Source organism: Burkholderia sp. 3C, assembly GCF_054589155.1.
In genome coordinates, this window is record NZ_BAAILN010000066.1 from 1 (window position 1) to 23487 (window position 23487).

Consider the following 23487-nt stretch of genomic DNA (forward strand, 5'->3'; position numbering starts at 1 on the left):
GAGAGTACAACGAGGAACGGCCGAAGAAATCGCTGGGCGGGCTGACGCCTGCAAACTACGCCCGTCAGTTGATGGCAAACGCAGCTAAATTAACTCCGGGCTCCAAAGCCGAGTGCTACTGAAACCGGGGGGACGTCGGTGTATTTTTTATCTTCTCAGGGTAGAACAAGGATGGAAAAACGCTGCCCCTACCCAAGTGATGTGACTGATAAAGAATGAGGCTTCGTGGCACCCGCACCGCAGTGGCAATAAGAACTGCGAGATAACGCACTGCGCAGGCTGCGCGAGTGACTACGAGCGTCTGCCTGAAACTTTAGCTAATTCGCACTTCGTCGCCTTTGCCTCGTTGATGCTCGCCCGCGCTGCCCAGTATTTTTGAAAGTACATAACACGCTCTGGGCTGCATCCCTCGGGAACGACCAAATACTCCATCTGTTGGCTCCAGGCTGAACTACGGGTTTTCCAATTACCACCGGATAAATGGCAGAACTCCGAACATTTATTTTATTTTTACCCCAAACCAATCAACAATTTAATTCGACAAACTGAGTCAACACGGGCACACCATTATTAATCCAAACACATAACACGCCGACCATTTTATATAATCTCAAAAATTATTAGAAATATCTTCGTAAAATGTAACAAAATAAAAATGCCTCCCCAGAGGACTTGCTTCGAAGCCAAGTATCCCGAATGGAGCTTTCCCGGCTAACGAGCGGGCAGATGCCCGCCAGCCCAGGCTGTAATGATTTGAACCAGATGCAACCTGGTCGCTCGAGTCGTATATAAGCGCCTCGGTAAACCCCCATCCCTCCCAGCGAATATCTTGCCAACACACACTCAATTTTTGATTGTCGTCGAACGTTACCGCGTCCCGCTTGCATGCCTCATAACTCGCCGCGTGAAACCTGATGTCTAGCATGGGAATCCAGTGCCAATATCGGTTCGAAAATAGCAAAACCAGGGGCACGACGATCAACAAGAAAGATGCACCTCCCAAAATTACTCCACGACGATTCGCAGTGGCTGAGGCACTCGATATCGCAGCAATGCTGATACTCAGAAGAGAGATAGTGACGACCAGATGCCCCCAAAAAAGCACAACATCATATTTCGTATATTCGAGTGCGCAAGCGGACAGAAAACATACCGCGAACATAACAATGAATTTCATTGATAGTGACGATTCAAATCAAAATTAAACATAACACTACCCTAGACGATTGGCCTATCGCTTGGACCACTTGCCGTCAGCGAACTGGCCTGATGACGATCGAGCAAGAACGTGGCAGCGGCCACAGTCGCCTGTTTCACGAATACGGCGTAGCCTCGATCGAGCGGCGGCAAATGACTATTCGCGCCGTGGGCGGTGCCGAAGTGCGTGCGCAGAGCGCCGATTCCTTGGGTGATCGACTGGATACCGCCGAGCAGCTTCCTCACGTCCTCTTCGGCTTCTTTCTCGGCCGGCCACGCGAGCGTCTCCAAGCATGTCTTCACGAGAGGGGACATCGACTTGTCTCTAGGCAGCACCATCCCCCGTTCTCGCAAGATCGTGGAACACACGGCCTCCATGAACCGGCTACAACGAGTCAATGCGTCGGCGCTGTCTTGGTTCGTGGCATCCACCGCTTCTCGCCACAAACGGGACAGGTTGTCATCGCCAGCCGTGACGAGACTTGCAACCATTTCAGTATCGATTGCGGCCGTTTCGATCGAGAGTGCAGCCTGAACGGAGGCGAGCGTCTCATCAATCTTCACTTCTCGGGCACCAATGTCATCACCACCAAGACTATCGATCAACGATGCGATGACGTCTGGGTCGAGCAGTTGTTGCAACCAATCCGTTCTGCAGTCGTCGAGATACGTCCAACACCATCCATCAGTCGCCCAAGGAGGACCGGGCTCCTCCCAAAGCACCGTGCCTTCCGGTTGATAGACAACGACTACGCCGCCGTCCGAGTAATTCAGCCAAGCGGGGATCGACATGCCCTTACCGCCATCGGGATGGGCGACCAGCACGGAGCGACTCGAGCCGCTCACATTAAGATCGTCCATCTCCTCCCGCAGCGCCGCGACAAACTCGCGAGCCATTTTTCTGATATTGGCTTCTTTGCCTTCAATCCGTCTGAGCCGTGCGGCCCGGTCTTTAATCAGGTTTCTCATTTCGCGACTTTGTCTGCGTTCGCCATTCGTTTGTCTTCGTCACTCAATTCCGCGATGTGATGCTCAGTAGCGAAGCGACCGAGCTAAGCGCCACAGCGATCAAGGTTAGGCGTGCGGCGATCCGGTTGCGGCGCGCGGATTCCATCGCTTGGCGCACGTCGCCCGCATTCAACTGCTGTTGCTGGAGTCCAGGATCCGGCGAAAGGATCGCGTGCGGGTCTCCGTTTAGTGGGTCCCACGGCGCGCGGGTCGACCAGGCCCAGGCAAACGCCGCCGCCACGCCGATTACGAGCCCGCCGAATGCGCACCACCAGGCAACCGGTGTGCATCACGTTGCAGTGCAGTAGACCATGTCGAGCTCCTTGCGTTACGAATGCGCACTGCGTCGCCGCATGTCCGCTGCTGGCGGCCTTACGCGCCCCGGAAGCACTAGCCGCCACATCGATGGAGGCGACCACATATCTACGCTGGGTAATGTGGTCTGACGGGATTCTAGAGCATTAATCAAGTCTGCCAATGGGGATTAACGGACTTGACGATGCGCGCAAAAAACCCGGCCGCAGCCGCGTCCCAATTCCGTTGAGCGGCCTCACACGCGTGGCAAGATGCGCATGTTTTTGAGCCAAACGTCGTATGCACACACGTACTTGTGGTGAGCCCGAATTCCCGCCAGAAGCCTCATCAGCATCTTTCGAAGGTGCCCACGCACACCACCAGCGGTTTGGAGGACGAGACTGGTCAGTCGAACGTGATCGTGTGGTCAACTCTGCTCGAGAAATATCGGCATGATGCACCGGGCGTATTCAGGAACTGGCGCAACAAGCCCAGCAAGCGACGGACAAACCGGTGCAACTCGTTTTCGCGGACCAAGGATACACCGGCAAGGATGCGGCAGCCGCCGCGAGCGCCGAAGGTGACCTGCGGCGGAATTTTGTAGCCATTCAAGCAGTGAGTCGATTGTTGACGTTATCGAATTTTGGCCAGGCTCGAAGGGCCGTATCGAGAGATCCTTCGAACGATACAAACAATTGCTGGTCAAGCAACAGTTTTTATCCCTCGTTCAGCGTTTCACCGCTCGCATGATGACTCCATCCCAACCAAATACGATTCGATGGGAGTCCATCCGAAATATCGGCGCGCAGGCCGAGCTGTCTAGCAACAAGGTCTTCTGCGGTAGTCCGGCATCTGCAACGGCTATCTGGTAATAATCCAGAAGCTTGGGAGCCGTGTCCACTGTCGAGACTGTGAAGCCATCGGATGGCTGGCATTGCTGTCCGTCAAAATCGATCTCGTTCTTTGCGATCTTGATCGTCTTGCCGAGCAGACGCTTCGCCTCAGGCGGCCCACCCGACGTGTCGCTATATCCCACAACGTCTTGCACGACCCACGAACCCACAAACGGATTCGACTGACTCGCTGCATGAGCGCTTACCGAGGCAGCAACGACATACAGAAGCAGTGCTGATTTAAGTCTCGTCATCATTGCCCCGCCTGCGGCCGAAACGGTGCCGATTCACGCTGGCGGCGCGTTACCAGCCCGCGACTCAGTCGAGCCGGACCGGAGGGGCGGCCGTTGCTGTCACGTGGCGTAATCATCACATTGCGCGACATGTGATCAGCGACAGCAGCCATATCGCCTCGGTTGGCGGGGGCTAGCGTCGTCCTGGTGTTAGCCGTCGCGGAGTTATACGCGAACGAGACGGCTGCATCGAATTGCGCCTGCGTCAGTGGATGTACGTTGACCACAGCGCGTACTTTTCTTTCCGCATCCTGGACTCGCGTGCGCAACACAGCGTTGACTTGCTCGGTCGTCACCGTGCGCTGCAATTCTTCCGCCGTACACGGCCCACGGTGCGCAAGCGTCCCAACACCCCATGTGCAGTTGCCGTTCTGCGGCGCATCGTTGTAGTACCCCATCACGACGCCCTCGTTCACACGAAGCTGCGCGTATCCTGCCGAGCTCATCGATAGGCTCGCATTCGGGTTGGGTTGGCTGGCATGACTTCGGCCCTCTCTCATTCTGTTATGGATGATGCGAGATCTATTGTCGCATTTCCGCAGATTGAGCTGCGACGACACGGCTCGGCGGTCGAATCTAAAAAATCTCAGTCCCATATCACTCCCTCGAGCAAGGCCAACCACGGCCGCTCCGCCGCTGCCCTACCCATCGGCGCACATCGCTCAGGAGATATCGTGTCACCCATCATCTATTACGTTGCGTCGGCCGCGCTGACGGTCGCGCTGGTCCTTACCCTCACGCTGGGCCTCTACTGGCTGGCCAAAAACAATCGCCGGCCTGCTAAGCCGGCCTCACCTGCATTGTTCCCTTCTGATGACCATGACGACGTGAACGAGCAGGCAGCAGAAGCTGCGTATGCGCGACACGCTTTCGATACGGCATACGACGAGTTCGACGAAGCTGACGACGTCAGTTTCCACTTCGAGCCGCACAAGACAACGTCGCCGTCGTTTCGATCCGACGATAACGCTCGCGACAACGTCTTCGACTCCACCGGATCGCCGATCTTCGGAGCGGCAACACAAGAGTCACCGGTTTCCAATGCGGCACCTCGCGCGCCCGCGACGTCTGCGCTCCGCTGCCCACGCTGTCTGTCATCACGCATCGACACGCGGAATCGAGCTCGCAAAGCGGGCAGTACGATCGGCAGCGTCGCCGGAGCAACCGGCGGCATGGCCGCGGCACTGGCAGGCGCCGAAACCGGCGCGATCGTCGGTTCGGTGGCCGGCCCCATCGGGACCGTATTCGGCGGCCTGGCCGGCGCGGTCCTTGCCGGCCTCGTCGGTAGCGCAGCAGGCTGTGCCGCGGGCTCCGCAGTGGGCGGCGCCATCGACGACAACGTGCTCGACAACCACCTCTGCCTCGCCTGCGGCCACGCCTTCAGCGCCACGTTCAACTAGACGCCGCACATCTTCGCTTTTCCCTCGATCACCATTCTCGTCCGGCGATAGCCGGGCTGTATGCCCTCGCCTATTTCCCATCAGGAGCACACATGCATCTCGTCCAAACCATGGCCTATACCGGCCAAGAACCTTGGCACGGCCTCGGCCATCGCCTTGCCCCCAACCAGCCGATCGAAGTCTGGGCCGACAGCGCCGGCATGAACTGGACCATCGAATCATCCGAAGTCCGCTTCGTAACGGGCGCCGCCGGCATCGGAGCGATTCACGCGTTTCCTGATCAGAAGGTGCTCTACCGCTCCGACAACAAAGCGCCGCTGTCGGTTGTCTCCGCGCGATACCAGGTCGTGCAACCGCGGGAGATCCTCGAGTTTTATCGAGACCTCACCGAGATCGGCGGCTTCAAGCTCGAAACGGCGGGTGTGCTCAAGGAAGGACGCAAGCTTTGGGCGCTCGCGCGCACCGGCCAAAGCGCAACGCTCAAGGGCAATGATCAGATCAACGGTTACTTGCTGTTGGCGACTGCGTGCGATGGAACTCTGGCAACCACAGCTCAATTCACAAGCGTACGTGTGGTCTGCAACAACACCCTGCAGATTGCCCTCGGTCACGACAGCGTCGGTGCAGTCAAGGTATCCCATCGAACCCAATTCGATGCCCAAGCGGTCAAGCGTCAGCTCGGCATCGCCGTGTCGTCCTGGGACGCCTTCATGGCACGCACCAAAGCCCTCGCCGACCGAAAGGTCAATGCAACGACCGCGGAGACCTATCTGCGACGTGTGCTCACCTATCCCACGACCAACGTGGTGGATCGCGACGCACTTGCCGTGAACGAACGGGCGATCAAGGCCGTCGCTCAGCTGTATACCGGCCGCGGCAAGGGCTCCGATCTCGCATCGGCATCCAACACCGCCTGGGGTTTGGTCAATGCGGTAACGGAGTATGTCGATCATCACCGGCGCGCACGCAGCGATGACCATCGTCGCGACGCGGCTTGGTTCGGCGCCGGTTCGCTGCTGAAACAGCGCGCCTGGGACGAAGCCCTCAAGCTTGTCGCGTAAATGCTCCCGTATCCCCTCACCGTTGGCCCGGCCAGGTTCGCCTGCCGGGCCTTTCTGTTTTTGGAGACTTCATGAGTGCGACTCCATCCAATCATGGCCGATCGCGGCGCGGTGCACTGCGCCTGGTCAAGACTGACAATCTGTCTCGCAAAGAATGGCTTGAGGTCCGACGTACCGGGATCGGCGGGTCAGACGCAGCGGCAGCCGTTGGCCTCAATCCCTACATGAGCCCGCTCGAACTGTGGCTCGACAAAACCGGACGGGCAGACGGCATGCCCCGGCCCGACCCTGCCGACACGACCGCACCGACGTATTGGGGAACCCTGCTCGAACCCATCGTCGCGGCTGTATATACGCAGCAAACCGGCAACAAGGTTCGCAAGGTCAACGCTGTGCTTCGGCATTCAACGATTCCATGGCTGCTCGCCAATATCGATCGAGAGATCGTGGGCGCACCCGATGTGCAGATTCTGGAGTGCAAGACCGCGGGCGAATTCGGCGCCCGTCTTTGGCGCGAAGGTGTCCCGGAATACGTGCAGGTCCAGGTTCAGCACCAGCTCGCCGTAACAGGCAAGGCGGCCGCCCATGTTGCAGTGCTGTTGTGTGGTCAAGCCCTGGAAGTCCACCGCATCGAACGGGACGATGCACTGATCACCCGGCTCATCGAACTCGAAGCGCGGTTCTGGAAGTTCGTGCAGTCCGACACGCCACCACCTGCGGACGGGTCGGAGTCAGCCGATCGTGCGCTACGCCATCTGTACCCGGGCAATGGCGAAGCGATCGACTTCAGCGGTGATCGCGGTCTGTCGTCAGTGTTTGCCGATCTGGTGGCGGTACGCGCTGACATTGAAACGCGGCAGCAGCTCGAAGCGCAGCTCAAGCAAACCCTTCAGCAAGCCATGGGCGATGCCACGCGTGCGGTGTTCGAGACCGGCTCGGTGTCGTTCAAGCGCAGTCGGGATTCGTCGTCGATCGACCTCGATCGGCTTCTCACCGATCACCCGTCTCTGCGCGAGCAGTACGCCATCTCGAAGCCCGGCTCCCGGCGCTTTCTCGTGTCGCCTTGAGGATCACCATGACCAATCTCGAATGCCTGGACGACATCATGACCTTCTCGCGCTACGGCGCACTTGCGCAGGCCTTCGTCATGGATGCCCTCAGCAAGCACGCGCAACGTGTCGCATCCCTTCCGCTCGACACGCTCAAGGAAAAGATCGGCGCACATCCGCTGATCAATGCCGAATCCTGGCAAGGCGTGGCGCGCGAGATCCACGAGAAGCTCGAAGCGCATTTTTCGCAATAGTGCGCCTCCCCTCCCCCTTCTTCCAGCTATAGGCTAATCATGATCAAAGGTCTGGCGGTGACCCGCCTGTCATTGGACGTATTTCCATCGGGCGCATCGTTGAAAAGAACGGTAAGCGTCTTCCCGAGAAGGACGACCAGTTCACCCTTACGACGCAAATCCAGCAGCGTGGCGAGTGGATGCTGCATCCGCTCAACGAGAGCCTGCGCAAGACGACGCAAGGCAAACTGCGAGCCATACCAGTTCGGATGCTGTTCAACGATCCGGATCTGAACCTGCGCGCCGATTACTCGGTGTTCGATCGCGATACCGGCCGACCGGTGTGCGTCGGCAACGGTGAGACGTGTCGTCGCTCGACCGACGCGGGTATTGAATCCCTGCCCTGTCCGTCACCGGACGGCTGCGTCTTCGGGCGCCAGAGTGGTTGCAAGCCTTACGCTCGGCTGAACGTGCTCATCGGCGACGACGACGAAATGGGCTCGTTCATCTTGCGCACCACGTCGTACAACAGCATTCGAACGCTGGCGGCGCGTTTGCACTACTTCCGCGCCGTCTCTGGCGACCTGCTGGCCTGCCTGCCACTGGAACTGAAGCTGCGCGGCAAGTCGACCACGCAAAGCTACCGGTCCGCGATCTACTACGTCGACCTCGGAATTCGACCAGGGAGCACGTTGGAAGGTGCGCTCGTACAGGCCAGAGAAGTCGATACACGGCGGCGCGCCGCCGGGTTCGACCAAGCGGCGCTCGATGCGGCGGCGAGACTCGGGTTCGCCAATGGTGCGTTCGAAGACAGCCCGGACGAACGCGCCGCCGTCGCGGAAGAGTTTTTCCCCGGCAACTCGGCTGGCGTAGAGATCGAAGGGCGCACGCCGGACGAGACGCCCAGTACATTGCGCGGCAAGCTCGAGCGCAAAGCGGCGTTGTTGACCGGGAAAGCCGCATGAACGTTCAGCGCTGGTCGCTCACGCTGGCGATCCTGGCCACGTCCACCGCGCTCAGCCTGTCGATTTTGGCCGGCTGGCAGCGGGGCGGAACAGTGCCCGAGCGGCTCGTCTGGGTGGCGATCGGCCTGGTGCTCGTCATCAGCGCGCACCTGCTGCCGGCGTTGATCCAGAATGCTTCGATCTTGACGCGTTTGGTGGGCGGGTTGCTATGGGCGGCGTGTTTGGCGGCAGCGTGTTATGGGCACGCGGAGTTCTTCGTCTTCGCCCAGATACACGCCGGCGAGCAACGCGTGTCGTTGGTACCCGTAGCCCCCGTCGCGGCTAGTACACGCAGCCTCACGGTGGTCATGCAGGAGCGCGCCGCCGTGACCGCTCAGCTTGCTTCGGTGGACGCGCGTTACTGCCCCAATAACTGCGCCACCCAGGCCGGTCGTCACGCGACGCTTACGGCCAAGATCGCGGCGCTCGACGCCGAAGCTGACGATATCCATCGGCGGCAGGTCGTGACCGATCAGGCAGTCGCGCACCACGACGCACTACTGGTCGATCCAGTCACGTCGCGACTCTCGGCGCTACTCGGCACGACCAATGCTCGCGTTGATCTGCTGACGAGCCTCGCGTTCGCTGCCGTGCTCGAAGGCGTGGCCTGCGTGCTGTGGACTGTTGCACTACGACCGTCCGCACCGGCCACGCCGACTGGCAGGCCGGAAACTGAGGATTCAGTCGTCGTGGCGACCATTGCGACTCTAGCCGACGTCTCCAGCGATACGGAGGCGCATGCGGACGAGACCGTTAGTAGCAATGACGTGCCTCCCGGTCGTGTGCAGCCTGATGCGCCGAATCCTCCGATACCGACTGTTGATCCCCTCAGCGTCACCGTGGATCAGCTACGCCGAGATGTGGCGGCTGGCCTGCTGCGCCCCACCGTAGCCGACATCCGTATCCATCTCGCCTGTTCGCAGGCTCGCGCTCTGGCCTTGCGCCGGGAACTCTCAAAACACGACTCGATGGCATAGAAGCCGGGCCTCGCGCCCGGCTTTTTCTTGCTCGCTGTCTCCTCTCTCCATCGCCATGACCTATGGACTCAACCGACCTCGTCAAAAGCATCAGCATCGCCAATCTCGCCAATCAACGCGTCGCCGTCGTCGAGCGCGTGCGCGCCGCTCTTGATCTGCTAGACGAAGCCCAGGAGCTTGCCAAATCGGCGAACCTTGGATTTCCGCGGCTCGTCCTTGATGAAAGCTACGGCTGCCGCGGGCGCCCCACCATCACCGGGGAATACGCAAAGCGCCACGAAGCGGAGGCTGCCGTGGTACGCATCATCGACATTCGTGGCTGGGATTATCTGCTGAAGGAATCAGGGCTCCGAACGTTCATGGACGCCCAGGCCCGCGATCAATGGAGTCGACAGATTGCTGAAGGCGATGTACCCGAACTGACGGCAGCCAATATCGAGGCCACCTTCACGCAGCTCTATGGCGCGCGAGGTGACATGTTCGAGCGCGGGGTGCTTCAGTGCTTCCAACGACTATCTTGGGACTACAAGACCAACCAGCCCTTCAAGTTCGGCAAGCGCATCATCGTGAAGTATCTGCTACTGCAAGGCAGCATTAATCACCGCGTCACCGACGAGCTGGATGACCTGATCCGTGTGTTCAGCGTACTGGATACCAAGCCCGAGCCGGATCACCGGCACGGTGCCTATCCGCTCATCTCTGACGCGCAGCGAGCGAGGCAGATGGAAGCCGAGAACGACTACTTCCACCTGCGCTGGTTCAAGAACGGGAACGGGCATCTGACGTTCAAGCGCCCTGACCTCGTCAATACGATGAACCAGATACTCGCGAAGCACCACCCGAACGCTCTCGCCTCAGAGGCTCGGTAACTCCCCGCCTCGCCCTTCCTCGCTTTCCTTACCTATTGACGCAATCGGTAGCCGGCCATGCCGGAGGACCGTGCTCATCCATGAATTGGAGTACCTCATGAATCAACCGCCAACGAAGCCGTCCGGCTCCCGCTTCAAACTCGGACGGATTTTTGCCACGCCCGCAGCATTGCATGCATGCGAGCGCTCGACGGTCACGATATTTGACTTGTTGCTACGCCACCTGCGCGGAGACTGGGGTGATTTGCCGGAATCGGATCGGCAACAAAATGAGCGGGCCCTTGAGGTCGGGCTGGCGCTCTTGTCCAGCTACAAGCTGTCCGACGGACAGGTGGTTTGGATCATCACGGAGTGGGATCGCTCGGTCACGACACTTCTCTTGCCTAGTGATTACTAACTACTAGCGAGGCAACGAAGAAAGAGGCTGATCCATCAATGCGTCGATAAAACCATGCGGATCCGCATCCAACGCACGCAGGAAGTCCAGCAGTTCGACCATGTCGATACGGCGGGCACCGCTCTCTACCTTCGAGACGAAAGCTTGCGGTCGCCCAAGCCGGTCTGCCACGTCCTGCTGCAGTAGACCACGCTGCTTGCGCAACTCAGCGAGTAGCGAAGCGATGCGCTGGTAGCGAGGATCGTGGATAGGATGAGTCATCCGAAAATTCTAAATACATATACGCTATATTCCATATCCGTATACGATATATTTACGGAGGACTCCATGTTTCCACTACTTTGGTTAGGCAGTGCGATCACCACCGCCGCTGCCATATGCCTAGATATGAATCGTCTCAAAGCTCATCGCGTCGACCTCCCCCTTTCGGGATGGATGTTTGCATCCGTTTGCGTTGGACCATTCGCAGGCGCAGCTTACCTAGCCAGAAGAGGTGCCGTTAAACGTGCATTGACGGACGCCGCATGGCTCTTTATCGGGGACGCATCATCTCCAATGCGAGTGCGACGGGACCGATTGATGGCTCTACGAGCCGCGGGCCTGCTTGGCCCATCAATTTTTCACGCATGCGCCGACGCTCTAGATGCGGAAGCACGCATGGGCACAAAACTCGACGAAGACGTCGTCTACGAGACTTCGACGCGTCATACCGATTCTGACCACTCGAGTTCTGGCAACAAAAACTCCACTGCCTGATCCGGAGGTACTCCGCATACCGGCTCGCCGGTCTTTTTGTCGTTTTTTCAATAGCTATCCACTAAACATCCCAATAACGGTGAAACAATGAAGGCCAATAGACCTACGGGGCTCATTAGCAAACACATTCTCGGAATCTCCGTCGTTGCATCGCTTACGGCCTGCGGCGGCGGTGGCGACTCCTCTCCCTCGTCGCCGGCTACCGGCTCCGGCGGAACGCCCACCAGCCCCCAAACCACTGCAGTCTCGGGCAAAGCAGTCGACGGCTACCTTGTCGGCGCCGTGGCTTGCCTAGATCTGAACAACAACGGCGTTTGCGACTCAGGCGAGCCCAGCGCGACTACCGACGCGACTGGCCAGTTCTCGATTCCGTACAACGGCGACCCGACGGGTAAAGCGCTACTGGTACAAGTCACCACGGCGACGAAAGATCTCTTGCGCCCGGCTGGCTTTCAGTTCCCCGCTTCGTTCACGTTGTCTCAGGTCGTGCAGTCCACCGGCGCTCAGGTCGTGAGCCCACTGACCTCCATGGTCGCCGCGCAGATGCAGACCGGCCTGAGTCGCGCTCAGGCAGTCGCGGCGGTGCAGAGCCTGATCGGCAGTCAGATCGACCCGAATGCCGACTACGTCGCAGGTCATGACGCCACGACTACGGCGCTCGCCCAGCAGGTTGTCGACAAGGTCGGCAGCTTTTCCGCCAACGGTGCGGTCGATGGTGCAACGCTGCGCAACGTGCTGAATGCCATCGTCGTCAAAGGCAGCGTGACCTCGGTGACGTCGCAGGACATCGCGACGCAAGCCGCCAAGCCGGTTTATCAAATCGCTGATGCTTCGCAAGTGCTGGCCCAGCCAACCTACAGCTTCGTGGACTTTCTGGTTTCGTTCTTCGGCGGCTCTAATCCGGCTCCGGGCTCGACCAATCAGGCCCTAGTGCGGGATGTTCGACAGGTCACCAATGGCACCCTGCAATCGACGGAGCAGGAGAATTTGCCGGTTGGAAGCACCACCTGGACTGACGTTCAACTCGGCGCCTACAACGGTGGCAAGTACGACGGTCTGAGCGGCTCTTATCAGCTCAAGGCAGACGGATCGTGGTCGAATTTCACGACGGAAACGCAGCGTCTCGCTCCTCTCCCGGTTTCTACCACCGGGGCGGTGTTGTCGGGTACCGATCCGACATCAGGCATCGCATTCACGTATGCGCTGCGGTCCGTCGATCTGTCAGGCCAGCCGTTGACCGTAGCGGCACCGCCTGTCGCTGGCCTCTTTGACTTCGCTCATGCATCGCAGTTGACCGGCTCCACCTTTCCGAGCGGAACGACCGGCTATCTCGGAATTCAGACCTACGCGTCCGATCGAATCGAATTGCCCGTCTCGGTACCGATGTGCGACAACGCAACCGTGCAAAACGGTGCTGTCTGCGGATCCACTCCGGCCTATCTCGACGGCAGCACGATCGTCATGACGTCCGGCAGTTCGAGCACGACCTACACGTCGATCCAGCAAGCGGTCGGTATCAACCTGCACGGGCTGAACGTCGGTATCAATTCGATGCAGTTGTCTGCGGATCACAGCGCCATGATCGATAGCGTACCTGCCACCTGGGCAGCCTATCCGACCAACCCCAACGTGCTCGTCATCAGTCTGGCTCCTTCGGACATCGCTACTGCGGTCGCCAACAGCGGCCGGCTGCAACCGCTGGCGCTTGGCGCGAAGCTGATCGTGGCGCTGCGCCAAGGGCACATTCAGGATGGTTGGCTGTACCCGACGAGCTATGCGGACAAGTCTCTCCAGTTCCAATCAGGCCTGCCTGCCTCGTTGCTGAGTGCCCTCAACTCGGTCGTCACCGCACAGCCATGATCGTGACATCAACGGCAGTGGGCTTGCATCGTCACTGTTAGCTGCCTGGCTGCCGTTTGCTCATGCCGACCGTATCCCGGTCGGCTTTTTTTCTTCTTAAGACTTTTCGAACTGCCGAAGAGTCCCCAACCTCGATCTCATCATGAATCACTCACGTCTGCGCTCGGCAGGGCTGTTTGTCTCGGTAGCTTTGATCGTCGCCAATCTCGCTGGATGCGGGAAGAGCACCCTGGACTACCGCAACGCTGAATTGGTCAACGGTAAGGTATATGCGGACGGCTCAAACTCGTCGTTCTCGGGAGCACTGACGAACGTCCCAAGCGGCAGCATTCTTGCAAACCAGCCAGGCTTCCAGAAAATGGTTTCCAGTATCGAGCGGGTTTTGCCTGGACTCACCAGTGACTATGTCCGCGCTACTGGGATCGACTTTTTCCCAACTGACTCACGGATACCTGTCCCGGTGTTCTGCGATGCGCACGTCAACGATGGTGCGTTGGATGGCAGCGTGGTCTGCAAGACAAGCAACTCGGATAGCGTCCGGCTCGACATGTCGTTCAGCGGTGGACAACCCGACGGGAAGATGACGGTGTATGCGGTGGGCACTGACAAGCAACCACTTGCGACCGTGGCGTTCAAAAATGGTCAGCCGGACGGCCGGCAGGAAATCTACAGCACGAGCACGCACCGGTTGGTCCATGTGTCGAACTGGAATGCTGGCGTGGTCCAAGGCCAGGAAGAAGGCTTCGACGAAAACACGGGCAATCGAGTTTTGCTCGCCTCGTATGTCGATGGCAAGGTCCAGGGCGATTTCACCCGCTATGCGCCGGACGGGAAGCAATTGACCTATCGCGCAACGTTCGTCGATGGCAAACCAGAAGGCACCGAACAGAGCTACGATCCCCAAACCGGCAAGCTGACAGGTCAGGCCCAATATGTAGGCGGCTTGCTCAATGGCTTGGTCAAGCGCTGGAGCTCGGACGGCGGCCTGATCTACGAGAAGGCGTACCAGAACGGCCAAGTGTTACCAGCGGGTCCGGTGATCAATGCGTGCATCGACAAACGCGTCACCGCAGCCGAGGCAACCAATCCCGATGTGAACATCAATGCTCCGCTACTTGATCAGTGGGAAGCCGAGTGCAGAGAAGAACAAAGCTCGTCTCAATCCACCGCCGCAAGCACGTCAAGCCAGCAATCGCCGAGCGAAGACGCTTGTGTATCTGCTTGGACTACAGTCTTTCGCAAGGAAAACGGCGAGGATGCACTCGTTACAGCAGATCAGCTCAACGAATGGCGTTCATCATGCACGGCGGGAAAGCAAGCGGACTAGAAGAGCGCTGCCTCAACTAAAAGACGAGATGCCGCGACGCGGCATCTCGTCTCTCACCATATCTTTTTTTGACCGAAATCGACCCAGAACCGCCGGTCGTTGCTGGTGTGGTGGCAACGGCCGCTTGAATCCGTAACGTAAAGCGGCACTTCGTTTCTGCGGATCGTAAAGCCGGTGATTGTTTGCTGACATTCGTGCAGTCGCATTGGCGAGGCAATGACACGTTGTACACCGCCCCATTGAAGTGCCACGGCGCTAATGTCTCCGTCACGTCGGCGGGCGAGCGACATAACCTGTTGAGGACATGCGCCAGAGCTGCGAACTCGTCTCCCTCGAAAGCAGTCAACTGCGCCGCCGAGGCAAGCGGCGGTTAGCCGCTGGCCAGACGCTTGCATTGCACGCAGCATGATCTCTCGGCGGCTCGTGGGTCTCCCGCGTCGACTATCTCAGCAACTCTCCAGCTAGGACGTGCTCTGCAAGCGCTTGATACTTTCCTCTTTGCCAATGATTGACGAAAGGAGCTTCATCAATTCCCGGTTGGAGCAGCACCTCGCATACATCCTGATCACTCAACCCATGACGCGTCATCCTTTCTATTTGCTTCAAATTCGTCCCCAATCCTTCAGCTGCCTTTATTGAAAAGCGCTTGCCCAAACCGAATTTAACAAAATGCGCGGCTACGCGTGCCTTATCCACCTCATTCCAATGTCCTGGTGGAGCAACGTAGTAATCAAAGACACCAGGTGAGCCGTCCCCGGATTCTTTATACCGTGCAAAAATCCATTGCTCGTCAAAGAAATGACCGTTTTCGGCGTAAGGATGAATTATCTGCTCCTCCTCGAGTTGTGCAAACCCCTCCCCTTTTTCGCCAAGATTGCAATCGAGGCACGACGGCACCAAATTACCCGGAACAATAGAAAATTGTGGGAAAATGCTTTTCGGCAAAAAATGGTCCAAATTGCGCGGAATACCTATCCCACCGCAAAATGGACACCGCTCCAAAGCCGAATTCAATAGAGAATCGTAAATATCCCTTGCAGGCTTCTTGATTTTTGAGAAATAATTATCATACAGTTTAATCAAATCGCTCTTTGTTAATTGATCAATCACTGCCACATCATCAGGCGCCCTCACATCTAACGCTACAATTTCGATCAGCTTTCCGACTTCCGCCGATTCTAGGTAGCGACCACTACCTTGAACCAAGCTTAATTTGCTTAGCATAACCTTCGCTTTCAGAACATTATTTCCCGTAATCCCCTCAATGCATTTGTCCACCGCCTGTTCTGCTGTGTATTTTGGTTCAGACAAGCGCATCATAGTTGCTGCTCCCTTTCCCGAACAGCTATAAGGGATTTAAGGATTGCTCTTCCTTCAAAGCCAAGTTGGCCCTCGTACGACTCGATAATTGAATTATAATCACCACCTTTCCGAACGGAGTCCGCAAGTAATTGATGAAATCCGGAACGCTCTACCTCCAGACTGAACACCTCGCTGGTAAGTAAGCCTACGTTTTCGCCGAAAGTTTCTACAGATGGTCTGCTTGCTTCAACACTCAGGCCTACTCGGTGCATTTTCCACACGCAAGATCGAGGAATTTCTTGCAAAACGACAGGGGAATGCGTAGCAATTATCGCCACACCGTTTTGTTCGATAAGTAGGTCGGCGAGTGCGCGGACGAAGGCAGACAGCAGGGGCGGATGCAAATGGCTCTCCGGCTCGTCCAGAAGTACCAAAGTTTTCTCCTCAACGGTAGCGACAAGCCGGGTTATGCTCAACAAAACAACGGCATGTCCAGAGCTCATCCGCTTTAGAAATGGTCGAATTGCATCAAAATATTTACCCGTGAATTCCACGCTATCAGACTGCTCCTCTGATCGAAGCTTCTTTCGAAGTTCTCGGTATTTTTCTTCGAGAATTTCCAACTCCATAGAGGTGAAATTCTCGTCCGATCCTAATTTTTCTATTGCGTGAAACCATCGCTTAGTCTTTTTTGAATTTGCAAAGCAAATGATCAGGGATTTTGTCAAATCGCTCTGCAATTCACTAATACTTCGAAGCCTATCATCATCCTTCGAGTCTTTCAGTCCAATATAGAAATAACATGTACCCTTTGCTGGATCTGGCTGTTCCGTCGGTGGATTGAACGGATCGAATGCACTAAAGGAAACAGATACAAGGCTGCTAAAATAGTCTCGCGAAATTTCTCGATCTGAAAACATCCCCCTGTCTACAAATCGCACGCTTTCCGGTTCACCAATAATCGCATCAATCATATCGTTCAGCAACGTCGTTTTTCCGACTCCGTTACGTCCGATGACGGCATGAATATTTGTATTTGGCAAGGCACCAACCCTTACACTGAACCGAAGATTTATTTCACCCATTTTTATCGATTTCTCTCGTTGAAATTCGAAATCGAAATTGGTCAATTCAGGGTAACCATCCAAAACTCGGGAGAATTGCCCTTTCACAGATGAAAGACTAATTCCTCTGAGCAATGAGGTGCTGAATACTTTCTCGTCTTTTACAATTTCTATTATTTCTGGTGATACCACAATGTCTCGTAGGCTAAGTAGTATTCTTCGACCCATTTCATGCGGCAGTTCTCGAATTTTTTTATAAAATTCGACATCCTCACCCAGAGAAAAGAAATCGGCGTCCAACTCCTCAAAATGCTTATCAAGCCGTTGATGAGTAGAGGTCTCAGTGGTTTGTCCAACAAATCCGATCTTTACATTTCCTATATCGTATTTGTTTCCAGACTGATCGCAAGCCGACATATGAAACATTGTAACAAACGAATAATCATTCCACCGATCAATTTGCAAAATGACCGATTCTGGACCATAATCAGCCACCCTCGAATCGCGAGAAATCACGTAAAAATTCATTTTTACCCGTCTTATCTATAAAATCAAAATATCAAGATTCCGCGTCAGAAATCTACCGGCAATCACGTGGCTAGGCAATTCTATTTCTCCCCAGATTGCCACAAGCAAGAAAAGCTGAGCAAGATACTCATCGAGCGGAAAAAGGCACCCACGCTCTCCTAACTCTGGGAATTACGTGTAATGATGGAGAGAGACGCGAGCTTTGTCACCTTCCGGCATACATGAACTGGGTGTTTCGGGCCTCTACCTAGGCGCGCGCTACAGGGGCAACAGTACGCACCTGGTGGCAATAATTGAGAACATTGCGGGTGCGGAAGCTTGAGAGGCCGATAACGCGCCAGCGAGCGGCGGCGGACGACAGTCTACTGCTAGAGCGGAGCCGACGTAAGAACGCTTAACTGAGAGCGTGATTGGACGTCTGTAGATGGCCGGCAGCAGTCCGATACGACCGGTCGTGACCGACCGAGGCTGTGTGAAAACACGAGCTAGGCGCTCGGCCCGAATTGGAGTTCGATGATGGGATCGGCAAAGGCCAATAGTGTGGCGACCTGTTCGGCCGCACTCGGGTCGAGGCCAAGATGCTCGTTGCTAAGGTATGCAACCATATCCTCAGGCAGCCAAGGGCCCAGCGAGGTCATGTAATCAGCGATCTCATTTTGGATTTGTCGCCACGATTCATATCGGCGGCGCGACAGAAGGATTCGATCGCGTCGTGTATAGATCACATGGAGATCCACTTTCGTTCTCGTCGATGAAAATGAGTCTTCATTCTCTCACGTGATCTCCTAAACCTCGGCCAGCATTTCAAGGTCGGAGGAACAATTGAAGCGATTCGTTGAAGATGACGACCGGAAGCAAGTGACATTGCTGCCCGGATGTCTGAACGATTTCGTTGCCGAGGAAAACCCGGTCAGGACCGTCGATACTTTTGTCGAAGAGCTGCCGCTAGAAGCGCTCGGATTCGTTGGCGTTACGCCCTTGTCGTACAAGACCGACGAGAAAATCTTCAGTCAACTAAGTCTGTGTCTACCCGTGTTCAATCATCAACTAAAGTTGTAACGCAAAGCTCGATTTTAAGTAAAGTCGTACCCCAATCTCCTATTCTCGGCAATGCAGGGAGCGGCAACGCACACGACGAGACATGCGCCGACCCATTGAAGACCGCCGGCCCACTCCATCTCGCCTACCACGATCATTGAACATCCCGTGTCTCGGACGACTAATCCCGGTACGCCATCGGTCCCAAAAACTGACCGGAGCTCGATTCGAGAGATTTTCAGCGCTCTCGTGGTGGTTTAGTCAGTCGCGCCTACGGTGAATTCAGGCGCCTCGCTACGCAACGGACTGCCCCGCAACTGCGCGTAGCTCATATGTTCGACAAAGCGCGTCGTGGTGTACGTGATGTCCTGCCGCATCGGAGCCAACGCTTCAAACGAGAGAATCAGCGCATCTCGCCCCTGATACCGCCGAGACGGATACAGTACGCCGTCCGGCCGCTGCTCCGGCTCGACAAGTCGGATCGCCTCGTGAAGCCGCACCCCGAACCACTGGCACCACTCATGGTCCGGCGACGACAATCGGTCGTAGATGCCGAGCAAGCTCGATACCGGCGCCCGCAGATCCCAAAAGCGAAGCACCCGTGGGAACGTTATGGTCGCAATCAAGCCGACCTTCTCCGCGTCACTGGATAGGTAAAACGTCCCAGGCCTCCGTGCATCATTGCGAGCGAACTGCGCTTCCCAGACGGTCGTCTCGACCTCAGGTGCGAGATACAGCCATTGGAATGGCATGGTTCCGTCAGCCGCGATGACGCTCTTTGGCGGCCCAAATCGATACGGCCGCAGAATGCGATTGGGGACGACGCCTTCCGGGGAATATGCGGCCCGATACAGCACGGGGCCACCTTCAAGGAGCGTGCCGGTTAGGCCAGTTACGAGTTGCTGCACCGAAGGCAGCGACGCTTCGATGTCCGGCGGTCCCGCAGGTTGATGTTTTCCCATTTCGTAGCCACTTCAGTAAGCCACGCCATCTCCAGCCTGGGGGATTGCGTCGATCACTCGACGCTGACGCTCAATGGCAGGCAACTGCAGCAGCCGACGCTGACTCGCGTGCGGCTCGCCCCGCCCTTCAAAAAGCTTCCCAGCCAGCAGCTCCGCGGGCGCGAGCTCGTTGAGCTCGTCGCACACGGTCACGAAGAAGGCATGGACCTCTGTTTCCAAGGCCCCTTGGAGTGCTTCGAGCACGGTGGGCAGCAACGTCGGCACGGCACCGACAAACTGCCATGCCGGAAACACGCGGCCATTGGTCTGGCCGCGCGGCCGAACGCAGTAGAACCGGACTCCATCCACGGATCGATAGAGGCTCGCGATCGACAGCGGCACCAGCTTTTGCTCGACGACTTCCGAGGGTTTCAGGTTGGTAACAGGCAAAGCATGCGAAACCGTAGGCGCATCCGACACCAACATGGTCGCCAAGCGACGCTCCAATGTGTCTCGAATGAGCCTACTAAACATCTCCACATGGACATCCGGAGAAATCCGACCGCGCAGCGTGTCCTCGATATCCGCCGTAAACAGTTCAGCGACATCGCGCGCGATGTGAGTTGTGTTGAGATCCTGCCCTTCGCTGGGCACCGCTCGGATCTTGATGTTAGCGATCCGACTGGTTTCGTTGATTGCCTGTGCCATATGAACTCCTTAGGCGAAATGGGGCGGCGCGCCAAGTGGGTGCATCCGCCGTGCCAGGGCAGCGGCACCGCCGGTCTCAGACGTCCGCTCCGGAACCCATTGCATGATCAGCTGGCGAATGCGCGCGGCCAGCTTGGCGCGTGCAGCAAGGACGCGCGCAACGAGAGCCTTGAAGGCTTCAAGAACCTCTTCGAAAGGATTTCGCACCACCAAGCCAGACGCGATCCGAGGGAGATACTCGATCGCCGTACTTGCCAGCTCTGGGTAGGAGTCGGAACGAAGTTCGATTTCGCTCAATCGCTGTGCGAGCCGCCTAAGCTTTCGCACTTTTTTGGATACGGTCTGCGGCAAGTCGAGAAGTCCTCGCCAGACAAGCACCGAAGACTTCCCGACCCCGCCCCTGGGATTGAACTTAAACACGATGGGAGACGGATTGCCTTGGGGCACCTCACTAAGCTCCGCACGATGGATCATCATCTGCCACTCGAGATTCCGGATACGATACTCAAGACCAAATTGGTCCCGGCGTGCAGCGGCAAGTCTCAGCTCCAGAAAGTACAGCGACAGCCGCTTATGACGTGCTTCGCGCGAGGCTTCATCAAACGGAGACTCTTCCAGCAGCCGAATTTGCGCAGAAATCTCGGTCACCTGCTGACGCGCGCGACCGAGTTCTAGCCGAGCAAGGCTCAGCGCTTCCAATGTGCCACGAACAGCCGTCACGGCGTCGGCTTGGCCATCCCTCTCGCAGCCCAGCGCAGTCAATTCATCAAGATCAATTGGTGCAGGCTGGATCTCTGAACTGGGGACAGCAGACAAGCTCGCGGGGATGGCTTCGGGCATCGACATGATGAACTCCAAACAAGTTCGATAAGTTTATCATTTTTATCATCTTTCGCAAGTTTCGCATTTGCGATGCGGCCTATACGAACAAACAGTAATTCAATCTGACCCCAAATTTTCGCAAGCCAAACCGCGCCCCCTGCTCTCGCCACTGGGCCTGAGATGGCAGAGTCGCTCGAGGAAACGGCGGTCCTCGGTCCAGCCCCAAAGCCCTGGGACCGTCCTTACTACCGTCACCACGGGCGCAGTAACTTATTTCCATAGTCGCCCCAACTGCGCGTCTGACTTCCAGCACGTTGCCCATCTCGAGGGACTCGGTGTCATTGTGGAATGAGCAACGTCGGTGTGTTTTCCCCGCCGAGGCTTAGAGCGGCTAACACAACCTAGACATGACACAACAGGCGTCGTATCGTCTGCGGCATGGCAAGACGTAAAATCAGCAACGAGTTGTGGGTGGCGCTGGAACCTCTGATTCCGGAGTTCGCGCCATCGCCCAAAGGCGGACGCCGGCGCACGGTCGATGACCGAGCTGCGCTCAACGGCATCCTGTATGTGCTGCAAACCGGTATCCCGTGGGAAGACCTCCCGCAAGAACTGGGCTTCGGCAGTGGCATGACGTGCTGGCGACGTCTGCGAGACTGGCAAGCGGCGGGTATATGGCATCGGCTGCATCTGGCGATGCTGCGTCGGCTGCGCGAACACGACCAGATCGACTGGGAGCGCGCGAGCCTCGATGGAGCCTGCGTCTCCAACCCCCGGGGGGCCAGGAAACCGGCCCCAACCCAACGGACCGCGGCAAGCTCGGATCGAAACGACACATCGTCGTAGATGCACGCGGCATCCCGCTGGCTGTCACAATCACGGGAGCCAACCGGCACGATTCGATGGCATTCGAGTCCACGCTGGATGCCATTCCTGCGGTACCGGGCCTGAAAGGTCAGCCGCGCAAGCGCCCGACCAAATTGCACGCGGACAAAGGGTATGACTTCGCTCGTTGCCGGCGCTATCTGAGACAGCGCGGCATCAAGGCCCGTATTGGCCGCCGTGGTATCGAAAGCAGCGAGCGGCTCGGGCGGCATCGTTGGGTGGTCGAGCGCACGCATGCTTGGTTCGCTGGATTTGGAAAACTCCGGATTCGTTTCGAGCGCCGCCTCGATATTCATGCCGCCTTGCTCGTCCTGGCTGCCGCCATCATCTGCTCAAGATTCGTGGATGACTTGTGTTAGCGATTCTTAAATATCCTCATTTTGCCCCCCATATCAGATAACGTTGCAAAGATCCGTCCGTCCAGCGCATTGAGTAATAATGGTGCAATCGTTTTTCTCATAAATTTCACCAACAACGTCACGCATCTCATAATTAAGCTCGATGTACTTTCGCGCCGACGCACCCTCGTGACACTCATCTACGACGAAGGTCTTTTCGTCACAATCTATTTCAATTATTCAATCAGTTCGATTCAATAAATGCACCCTTCAACACGTCCGGACTATGGCAGTTCGGACAGCGCGGGAACATTGCATAAGCGCCCACACGTTTACGCAAAATAGCCTGCGGATCAGGAGGTATTGCATCGAATCCTTCGAAAGTCCGGCCGCTGCACCCCCAGTCGTCAGAGTGATCTATCCAGACACCCGTATGGCCGCATCCCTGGCACGTCGCGACATATCTGTCGTGTTCAGTGGACATGCTAGATCTCCTTCGTGTCGTCGCGGGCCGGCGTTTTCCGACCCGTTAATTAGTCACGCACATGGCTTCGTCGATTAGTGCATCCAGATTACGAACCCCGACACCACTTAGGCCCGCACTCGTCGCCATGATGACAACGAATTCGATTGCTTTATCTCTAGCTCGAGGTCCGAAGAAGCGCAGCAGGTATCCTATCCCAGCTCGTCGAACGACAATGTTCTCCGCGCACCCTCCAGCCAACTATCTTCCTCTGGATCGATCCCGATCAATTCGTATTCGCCCGCGTCGTTTCGATAACCGACACCCATCGTGAGCCGCTCTCCACGGGCAACGATGTATGCCGCAGTGGCCTTGCCTTCGCTGGAGTACTCGTGCCCACTGAACACAGCTGAGATTGGACCTAGCGCTTCGTTGTCCTGCTGCGTCTCGGCCCGTAGAAACCGAATGAACGCCTGTTGCTTTTCCGCAAGATCTGCCCGAAGCCCCCTCGGGTATCCATCTTCGAACTCGACGCCAAAGATAAAAGCGGTACCGTTAGACTCGACGAACAGCACATCTTCAAACACATCACACTGAAAAGCATGACGACATGCCTTCACATCGGCAGCCCAGAGTTGATCGCTTCCCGTCGGGAAGGCACTCATGAATTTCGTTGCGTTCACAGCGAACGCGATAGGTGGTTTGATCACAGTCATATTGTTACCCATGTTTTCCTATTCGCCGCCAAGGCCAACGTTTTCATCCGGAGCGTTGAATTTC

At 56.9% G+C, this 23487-nt stretch carries 23 protein-coding genes and 3 pseudogenes; 13 read left to right on the plus strand and 13 right to left on the minus strand.

The annotated features are described in order from the left end of the window. Nucleotides 1-283: 283 nt before the first annotated feature. Nucleotides 284-379, plus strand: a pseudogene (locus tag ACYP33_RS10310) (IS5/IS1182 family transposase); the annotation flags it as partial. A gap of 231 nt (nucleotides 380-610) precedes the next feature. On the opposite strand, the gene ACYP33_RS10315 reads toward ACYP33_RS10310, so the two are convergent. From ACYP33_RS10315 to ACYP33_RS10335, 5 genes are all read right to left on the minus strand, one after another. Then, on the minus strand, nucleotides 611-1177 hold the full coding sequence (locus ACYP33_RS10315; RefSeq protein WP_459621432.1) for a hypothetical protein: 567 nt from the start codon (nucleotides 1175-1177) through the stop codon (nucleotides 611-613). A gap of 41 nt (nucleotides 1178-1218) precedes the next feature. After that, nucleotides 1219-2166, minus strand: a complete 948-nt coding sequence (locus ACYP33_RS10320; RefSeq protein WP_459621434.1) for an abortive infection family protein — start codon at nucleotides 2164-2166, stop codon at nucleotides 1219-1221. A 738-nt stretch (nucleotides 2167-2904) separates the two neighbouring features. Further along, nucleotides 2905-3111: a hypothetical protein gene (locus tag ACYP33_RS10325; RefSeq protein WP_459621436.1), complete on the minus strand. Its 207-nt coding sequence runs from the start codon at nucleotides 3109-3111 to the stop codon at nucleotides 2905-2907. Between the two features lie 115 nt (nucleotides 3112-3226). Then, nucleotides 3227-3649 carry a hypothetical protein gene (locus ACYP33_RS10330; protein WP_459621438.1) on the minus strand — a complete coding sequence of 141 codons (423 nt, stop codon included), beginning with the start codon at nucleotides 3647-3649 and terminating at the stop codon, nucleotides 3227-3229. Next, nucleotides 3646-4131: a glycoside hydrolase family protein gene (locus ACYP33_RS10335; RefSeq protein ID WP_459621440.1), complete on the minus strand. Its 486-nt coding sequence runs from the start codon at nucleotides 4129-4131 to the stop codon at nucleotides 3646-3648. Before ACYP33_RS10335 ends, ACYP33_RS10330 begins: the two co-directional genes overlap by 4 nt. A 228-nt stretch (nucleotides 4132-4359) precedes the next feature. Between ACYP33_RS10335 and ACYP33_RS10340 the strand changes: the two genes are divergently transcribed. The 8 genes and pseudogenes from ACYP33_RS10340 (at nucleotide 4360) to ACYP33_RS10375 (ending at nucleotide 10675) form a co-directional block, all read left to right on the plus strand. Continuing rightward, entirely contained in the window at nucleotides 4360-5085 is a 726-nt protein-coding gene (locus ACYP33_RS10340) for a hypothetical protein (protein ID WP_459621441.1), read from the plus strand. 92 nt (nucleotides 5086-5177) lie between these two features. Next, entirely contained in the window at nucleotides 5178-6146 is a 969-nt protein-coding gene (locus ACYP33_RS10345; protein WP_459621442.1) for a DUF932 domain-containing protein, read from the plus strand. Between the two features lie 71 nt (nucleotides 6147-6217). Next, nucleotides 6218-7213, plus strand: a complete 996-nt coding sequence (locus ACYP33_RS10350) for a YqaJ viral recombinase family nuclease (protein WP_459621444.1) — start codon at nucleotides 6218-6220, stop codon at nucleotides 7211-7213. Nucleotides 7214-7221: 8 nt separating this feature from the next. Beyond that, nucleotides 7222-7449: a hypothetical protein gene (locus tag ACYP33_RS10355; protein WP_459621446.1), complete on the plus strand. Its 228-nt coding sequence runs from the start codon at nucleotides 7222-7224 to the stop codon at nucleotides 7447-7449. Nucleotides 7450-7488: 39 nt separating this feature from the next. Further along, nucleotides 7489-8393 (plus strand): annotated as a pseudogene (locus ACYP33_RS10360) (recombination directionality factor). After that, nucleotides 8390-9409 carry a hypothetical protein gene (locus ACYP33_RS10365; RefSeq protein WP_459621447.1) on the plus strand — a complete coding sequence of 340 codons (1020 nt, stop codon included), beginning with the start codon at nucleotides 8390-8392 and terminating at the stop codon, nucleotides 9407-9409. The pseudogene ACYP33_RS10360 and the gene ACYP33_RS10365 overlap by 4 nt, the downstream one beginning before the upstream one ends. Nucleotides 9410-9471: 62 nt before the next feature. Then, nucleotides 9472-10278, plus strand: coding sequence for a DUF4942 domain-containing protein (locus ACYP33_RS10370; RefSeq protein ID WP_459621449.1), 807 nt, complete (start codon nucleotides 9472-9474; stop codon nucleotides 10276-10278). A 97-nt stretch (nucleotides 10279-10375) separates the two neighbouring features. Beyond that, on the plus strand, nucleotides 10376-10675 hold the full coding sequence (locus tag ACYP33_RS10375; RefSeq protein ID WP_459621450.1) for a hypothetical protein: 300 nt from the start codon (nucleotides 10376-10378) through the stop codon (nucleotides 10673-10675). 3 nt (nucleotides 10676-10678) lie between these two features. On the opposite strand, the gene ACYP33_RS10380 is transcribed toward ACYP33_RS10375, so the two are convergent. Next, on the minus strand, nucleotides 10679-10936 hold the full coding sequence (locus ACYP33_RS10380; RefSeq protein WP_459621452.1) for a helix-turn-helix domain-containing protein: 258 nt from the start codon (nucleotides 10934-10936) through the stop codon (nucleotides 10679-10681). A 582-nt stretch (nucleotides 10937-11518) separates the two neighbouring features. On the opposite strand from ACYP33_RS10380, the gene ACYP33_RS10385 reads away from it, so the two are divergent. After that, nucleotides 11519-13291, plus strand: coding sequence for a hypothetical protein (locus ACYP33_RS10385; RefSeq protein ID WP_459621454.1), 1773 nt, complete (start codon nucleotides 11519-11521; stop codon nucleotides 13289-13291). A gap of 142 nt (nucleotides 13292-13433) precedes the next feature. Further along, nucleotides 13434-14618 (plus strand): toxin-antitoxin system YwqK family antitoxin, encoded by a 1185-nt coding sequence (locus tag ACYP33_RS10390; RefSeq protein WP_459621456.1) that lies wholly within the window; start codon nucleotides 13434-13436, stop codon nucleotides 14616-14618. Between the two features lie 441 nt (nucleotides 14619-15059). Here the strand turns inward: ACYP33_RS10390 and ACYP33_RS10395 are convergent, their stop codons facing one another. From ACYP33_RS10395 to ACYP33_RS10405, 3 genes are all read right to left on the minus strand, one after another. Continuing rightward, nucleotides 15060-15938 (minus strand): HNH endonuclease, encoded by an 879-nt coding sequence (locus ACYP33_RS10395; RefSeq protein WP_459621458.1) that lies wholly within the window; start codon nucleotides 15936-15938, stop codon nucleotides 15060-15062. Next, nucleotides 15935-17512, minus strand: a complete 1578-nt coding sequence (locus ACYP33_RS10400) for an AAA family ATPase (RefSeq protein ID WP_459621460.1) — start codon at nucleotides 17510-17512, stop codon at nucleotides 15935-15937. The genes ACYP33_RS10395 and ACYP33_RS10400 overlap by 4 nt, the downstream gene beginning before the upstream one ends. Nucleotides 17513-17997: 485 nt before the next feature. Continuing rightward, entirely contained in the window at nucleotides 17998-18249 is a 252-nt protein-coding gene (locus ACYP33_RS10405; RefSeq protein ID WP_459621461.1) for a hypothetical protein, read from the minus strand. An 85-nt stretch (nucleotides 18250-18334) separates the two neighbouring features. Here ACYP33_RS10405 and ACYP33_RS10410 point away from each other — a divergent pair. Beyond that, nucleotides 18335-18490 (plus strand): annotated as a pseudogene (locus ACYP33_RS10410) (IS5/IS1182 family transposase); the annotation flags it as partial. 317 nt (nucleotides 18491-18807) lie between these two features. On the opposite strand, the gene ACYP33_RS10415 reads toward ACYP33_RS10410, so the two are convergent. From ACYP33_RS10415 to ACYP33_RS10425, 3 genes are read right to left on the minus strand one after another with little or no spacing between them, the layout of a single operon-like run. Next, a complete protein-coding gene (locus tag ACYP33_RS10415) occupies nucleotides 18808-19512 on the minus strand; it encodes an RES domain-containing protein (protein WP_459621463.1) in 705 nt (234 codons plus the stop codon). 12 nt (nucleotides 19513-19524) lie between these two features. Beyond that, the gene (locus ACYP33_RS10420; RefSeq protein WP_459621465.1) at nucleotides 19525-20199 is read right to left on the minus strand and encodes a hypothetical protein; all 675 of its coding nucleotides are present in this window, start codon (nucleotides 20197-20199) and stop codon (nucleotides 19525-19527) included. 9 nt (nucleotides 20200-20208) lie between these two features. Beyond that, nucleotides 20209-21045, minus strand: coding sequence for a hypothetical protein (locus tag ACYP33_RS10425; RefSeq protein ID WP_459621467.1), 837 nt, complete (start codon nucleotides 21043-21045; stop codon nucleotides 20209-20211). A gap of 414 nt (nucleotides 21046-21459) precedes the next feature. Here ACYP33_RS10425 and ACYP33_RS10430 point away from each other — a divergent pair. Next, nucleotides 21460-22265 (plus strand): IS5 family transposase gene (locus ACYP33_RS10430; protein ID WP_459621469.1). Its coding sequence is split into 2 segments (ribosomal slippage): nucleotides 21460-21790 and nucleotides 21790-22265, totalling 807 coding nucleotides; the frame shifts between segments, so codons are not numbered across the junction. A 654-nt stretch (nucleotides 22266-22919) separates the two neighbouring features. On the opposite strand, the gene ACYP33_RS10435 is transcribed toward ACYP33_RS10430, so the two are convergent. Beyond that, nucleotides 22920-23435: a hypothetical protein gene (locus ACYP33_RS10435; RefSeq protein ID WP_459621471.1), complete on the minus strand. Its 516-nt coding sequence runs from the start codon at nucleotides 23433-23435 to the stop codon at nucleotides 22920-22922. Nucleotides 23436-23487 lie beyond the last annotated feature (52 nt).

What these genes read in the sequence shown, in the direction of transcription:
- ACYP33_RS10320 (WP_459621434.1), bottom strand. Translation starts at nt 2,166, where the DNA reads ATGAGAAACCTGATTAAAGACCGGGCCGCACGGCTCAGACGGATTGAA.
- ACYP33_RS10345 (WP_459621442.1), top strand. Translation starts at nt 5,178, where the DNA reads ATGCATCTCGTCCAAACCATGGCCTATACCGGCCAAGAACCTTGGCAC.
- ACYP33_RS10335 (WP_459621440.1), bottom strand. Translation starts at nt 4,131, where the DNA reads ATGAGCTCGGCAGGATACGCGCAGCTTCGTGTGAACGAGGGCGTCGTG.
- ACYP33_RS10380 (WP_459621452.1), bottom strand. Translation starts at nt 10,936, where the DNA reads ATGACTCATCCTATCCACGATCCTCGCTACCAGCGCATCGCTTCGCTA.
- ACYP33_RS10350 (WP_459621444.1), top strand. Translation starts at nt 6,218, where the DNA reads ATGAGTGCGACTCCATCCAATCATGGCCGATCGCGGCGCGGTGCACTG.
- ACYP33_RS10375 (WP_459621450.1), top strand. Translation starts at nt 10,376, where the DNA reads ATGAATCAACCGCCAACGAAGCCGTCCGGCTCCCGCTTCAAACTCGGA.
- ACYP33_RS10415 (WP_459621463.1), bottom strand. Translation starts at nt 19,512, where the DNA reads ATGGGAAAACATCAACCTGCGGGACCGCCGGACATCGAAGCGTCGCTG.
- ACYP33_RS10425 (WP_459621467.1), bottom strand. Translation starts at nt 21,045, where the DNA reads ATGTCGATGCCCGAAGCCATCCCCGCGAGCTTGTCTGCTGTCCCCAGT.
- ACYP33_RS10400 (WP_459621460.1), bottom strand. Translation starts at nt 17,512, where the DNA reads ATGAATTTTTACGTGATTTCTCGCGATTCGAGGGTGGCTGATTATGGT.
- ACYP33_RS10315 (WP_459621432.1), bottom strand. Translation starts at nt 1,177, where the DNA reads ATGAAATTCATTGTTATGTTCGCGGTATGTTTTCTGTCCGCTTGCGCA.
- ACYP33_RS10435 (WP_459621471.1), bottom strand. Translation starts at nt 23,435, where the DNA reads ATGGGTAACAATATGACTGTGATCAAACCACCTATCGCGTTCGCTGTG.
- ACYP33_RS10385 (WP_459621454.1), top strand. Translation starts at nt 11,519, where the DNA reads ATGAAGGCCAATAGACCTACGGGGCTCATTAGCAAACACATTCTCGGA.
- ACYP33_RS10420 (WP_459621465.1), bottom strand. Translation starts at nt 20,199, where the DNA reads ATGGCACAGGCAATCAACGAAACCAGTCGGATCGCTAACATCAAGATC.
- ACYP33_RS10390 (WP_459621456.1), top strand. Translation starts at nt 13,434, where the DNA reads ATGAATCACTCACGTCTGCGCTCGGCAGGGCTGTTTGTCTCGGTAGCT.
- ACYP33_RS10355 (WP_459621446.1), top strand. Translation starts at nt 7,222, where the DNA reads ATGACCAATCTCGAATGCCTGGACGACATCATGACCTTCTCGCGCTAC.
- ACYP33_RS10370 (WP_459621449.1), top strand. Translation starts at nt 9,472, where the DNA reads ATGGACTCAACCGACCTCGTCAAAAGCATCAGCATCGCCAATCTCGCC.
- ACYP33_RS10395 (WP_459621458.1), bottom strand. Translation starts at nt 15,938, where the DNA reads ATGATGCGCTTGTCTGAACCAAAATACACAGCAGAACAGGCGGTGGAC.
- ACYP33_RS10330 (WP_459621438.1), bottom strand. Translation starts at nt 3,649, where the DNA reads ATGATGACGAGACTTAAATCAGCACTGCTTCTGTATGTCGTTGCTGCC.
- ACYP33_RS10365 (WP_459621447.1), top strand. Translation starts at nt 8,390, where the DNA reads ATGAACGTTCAGCGCTGGTCGCTCACGCTGGCGATCCTGGCCACGTCC.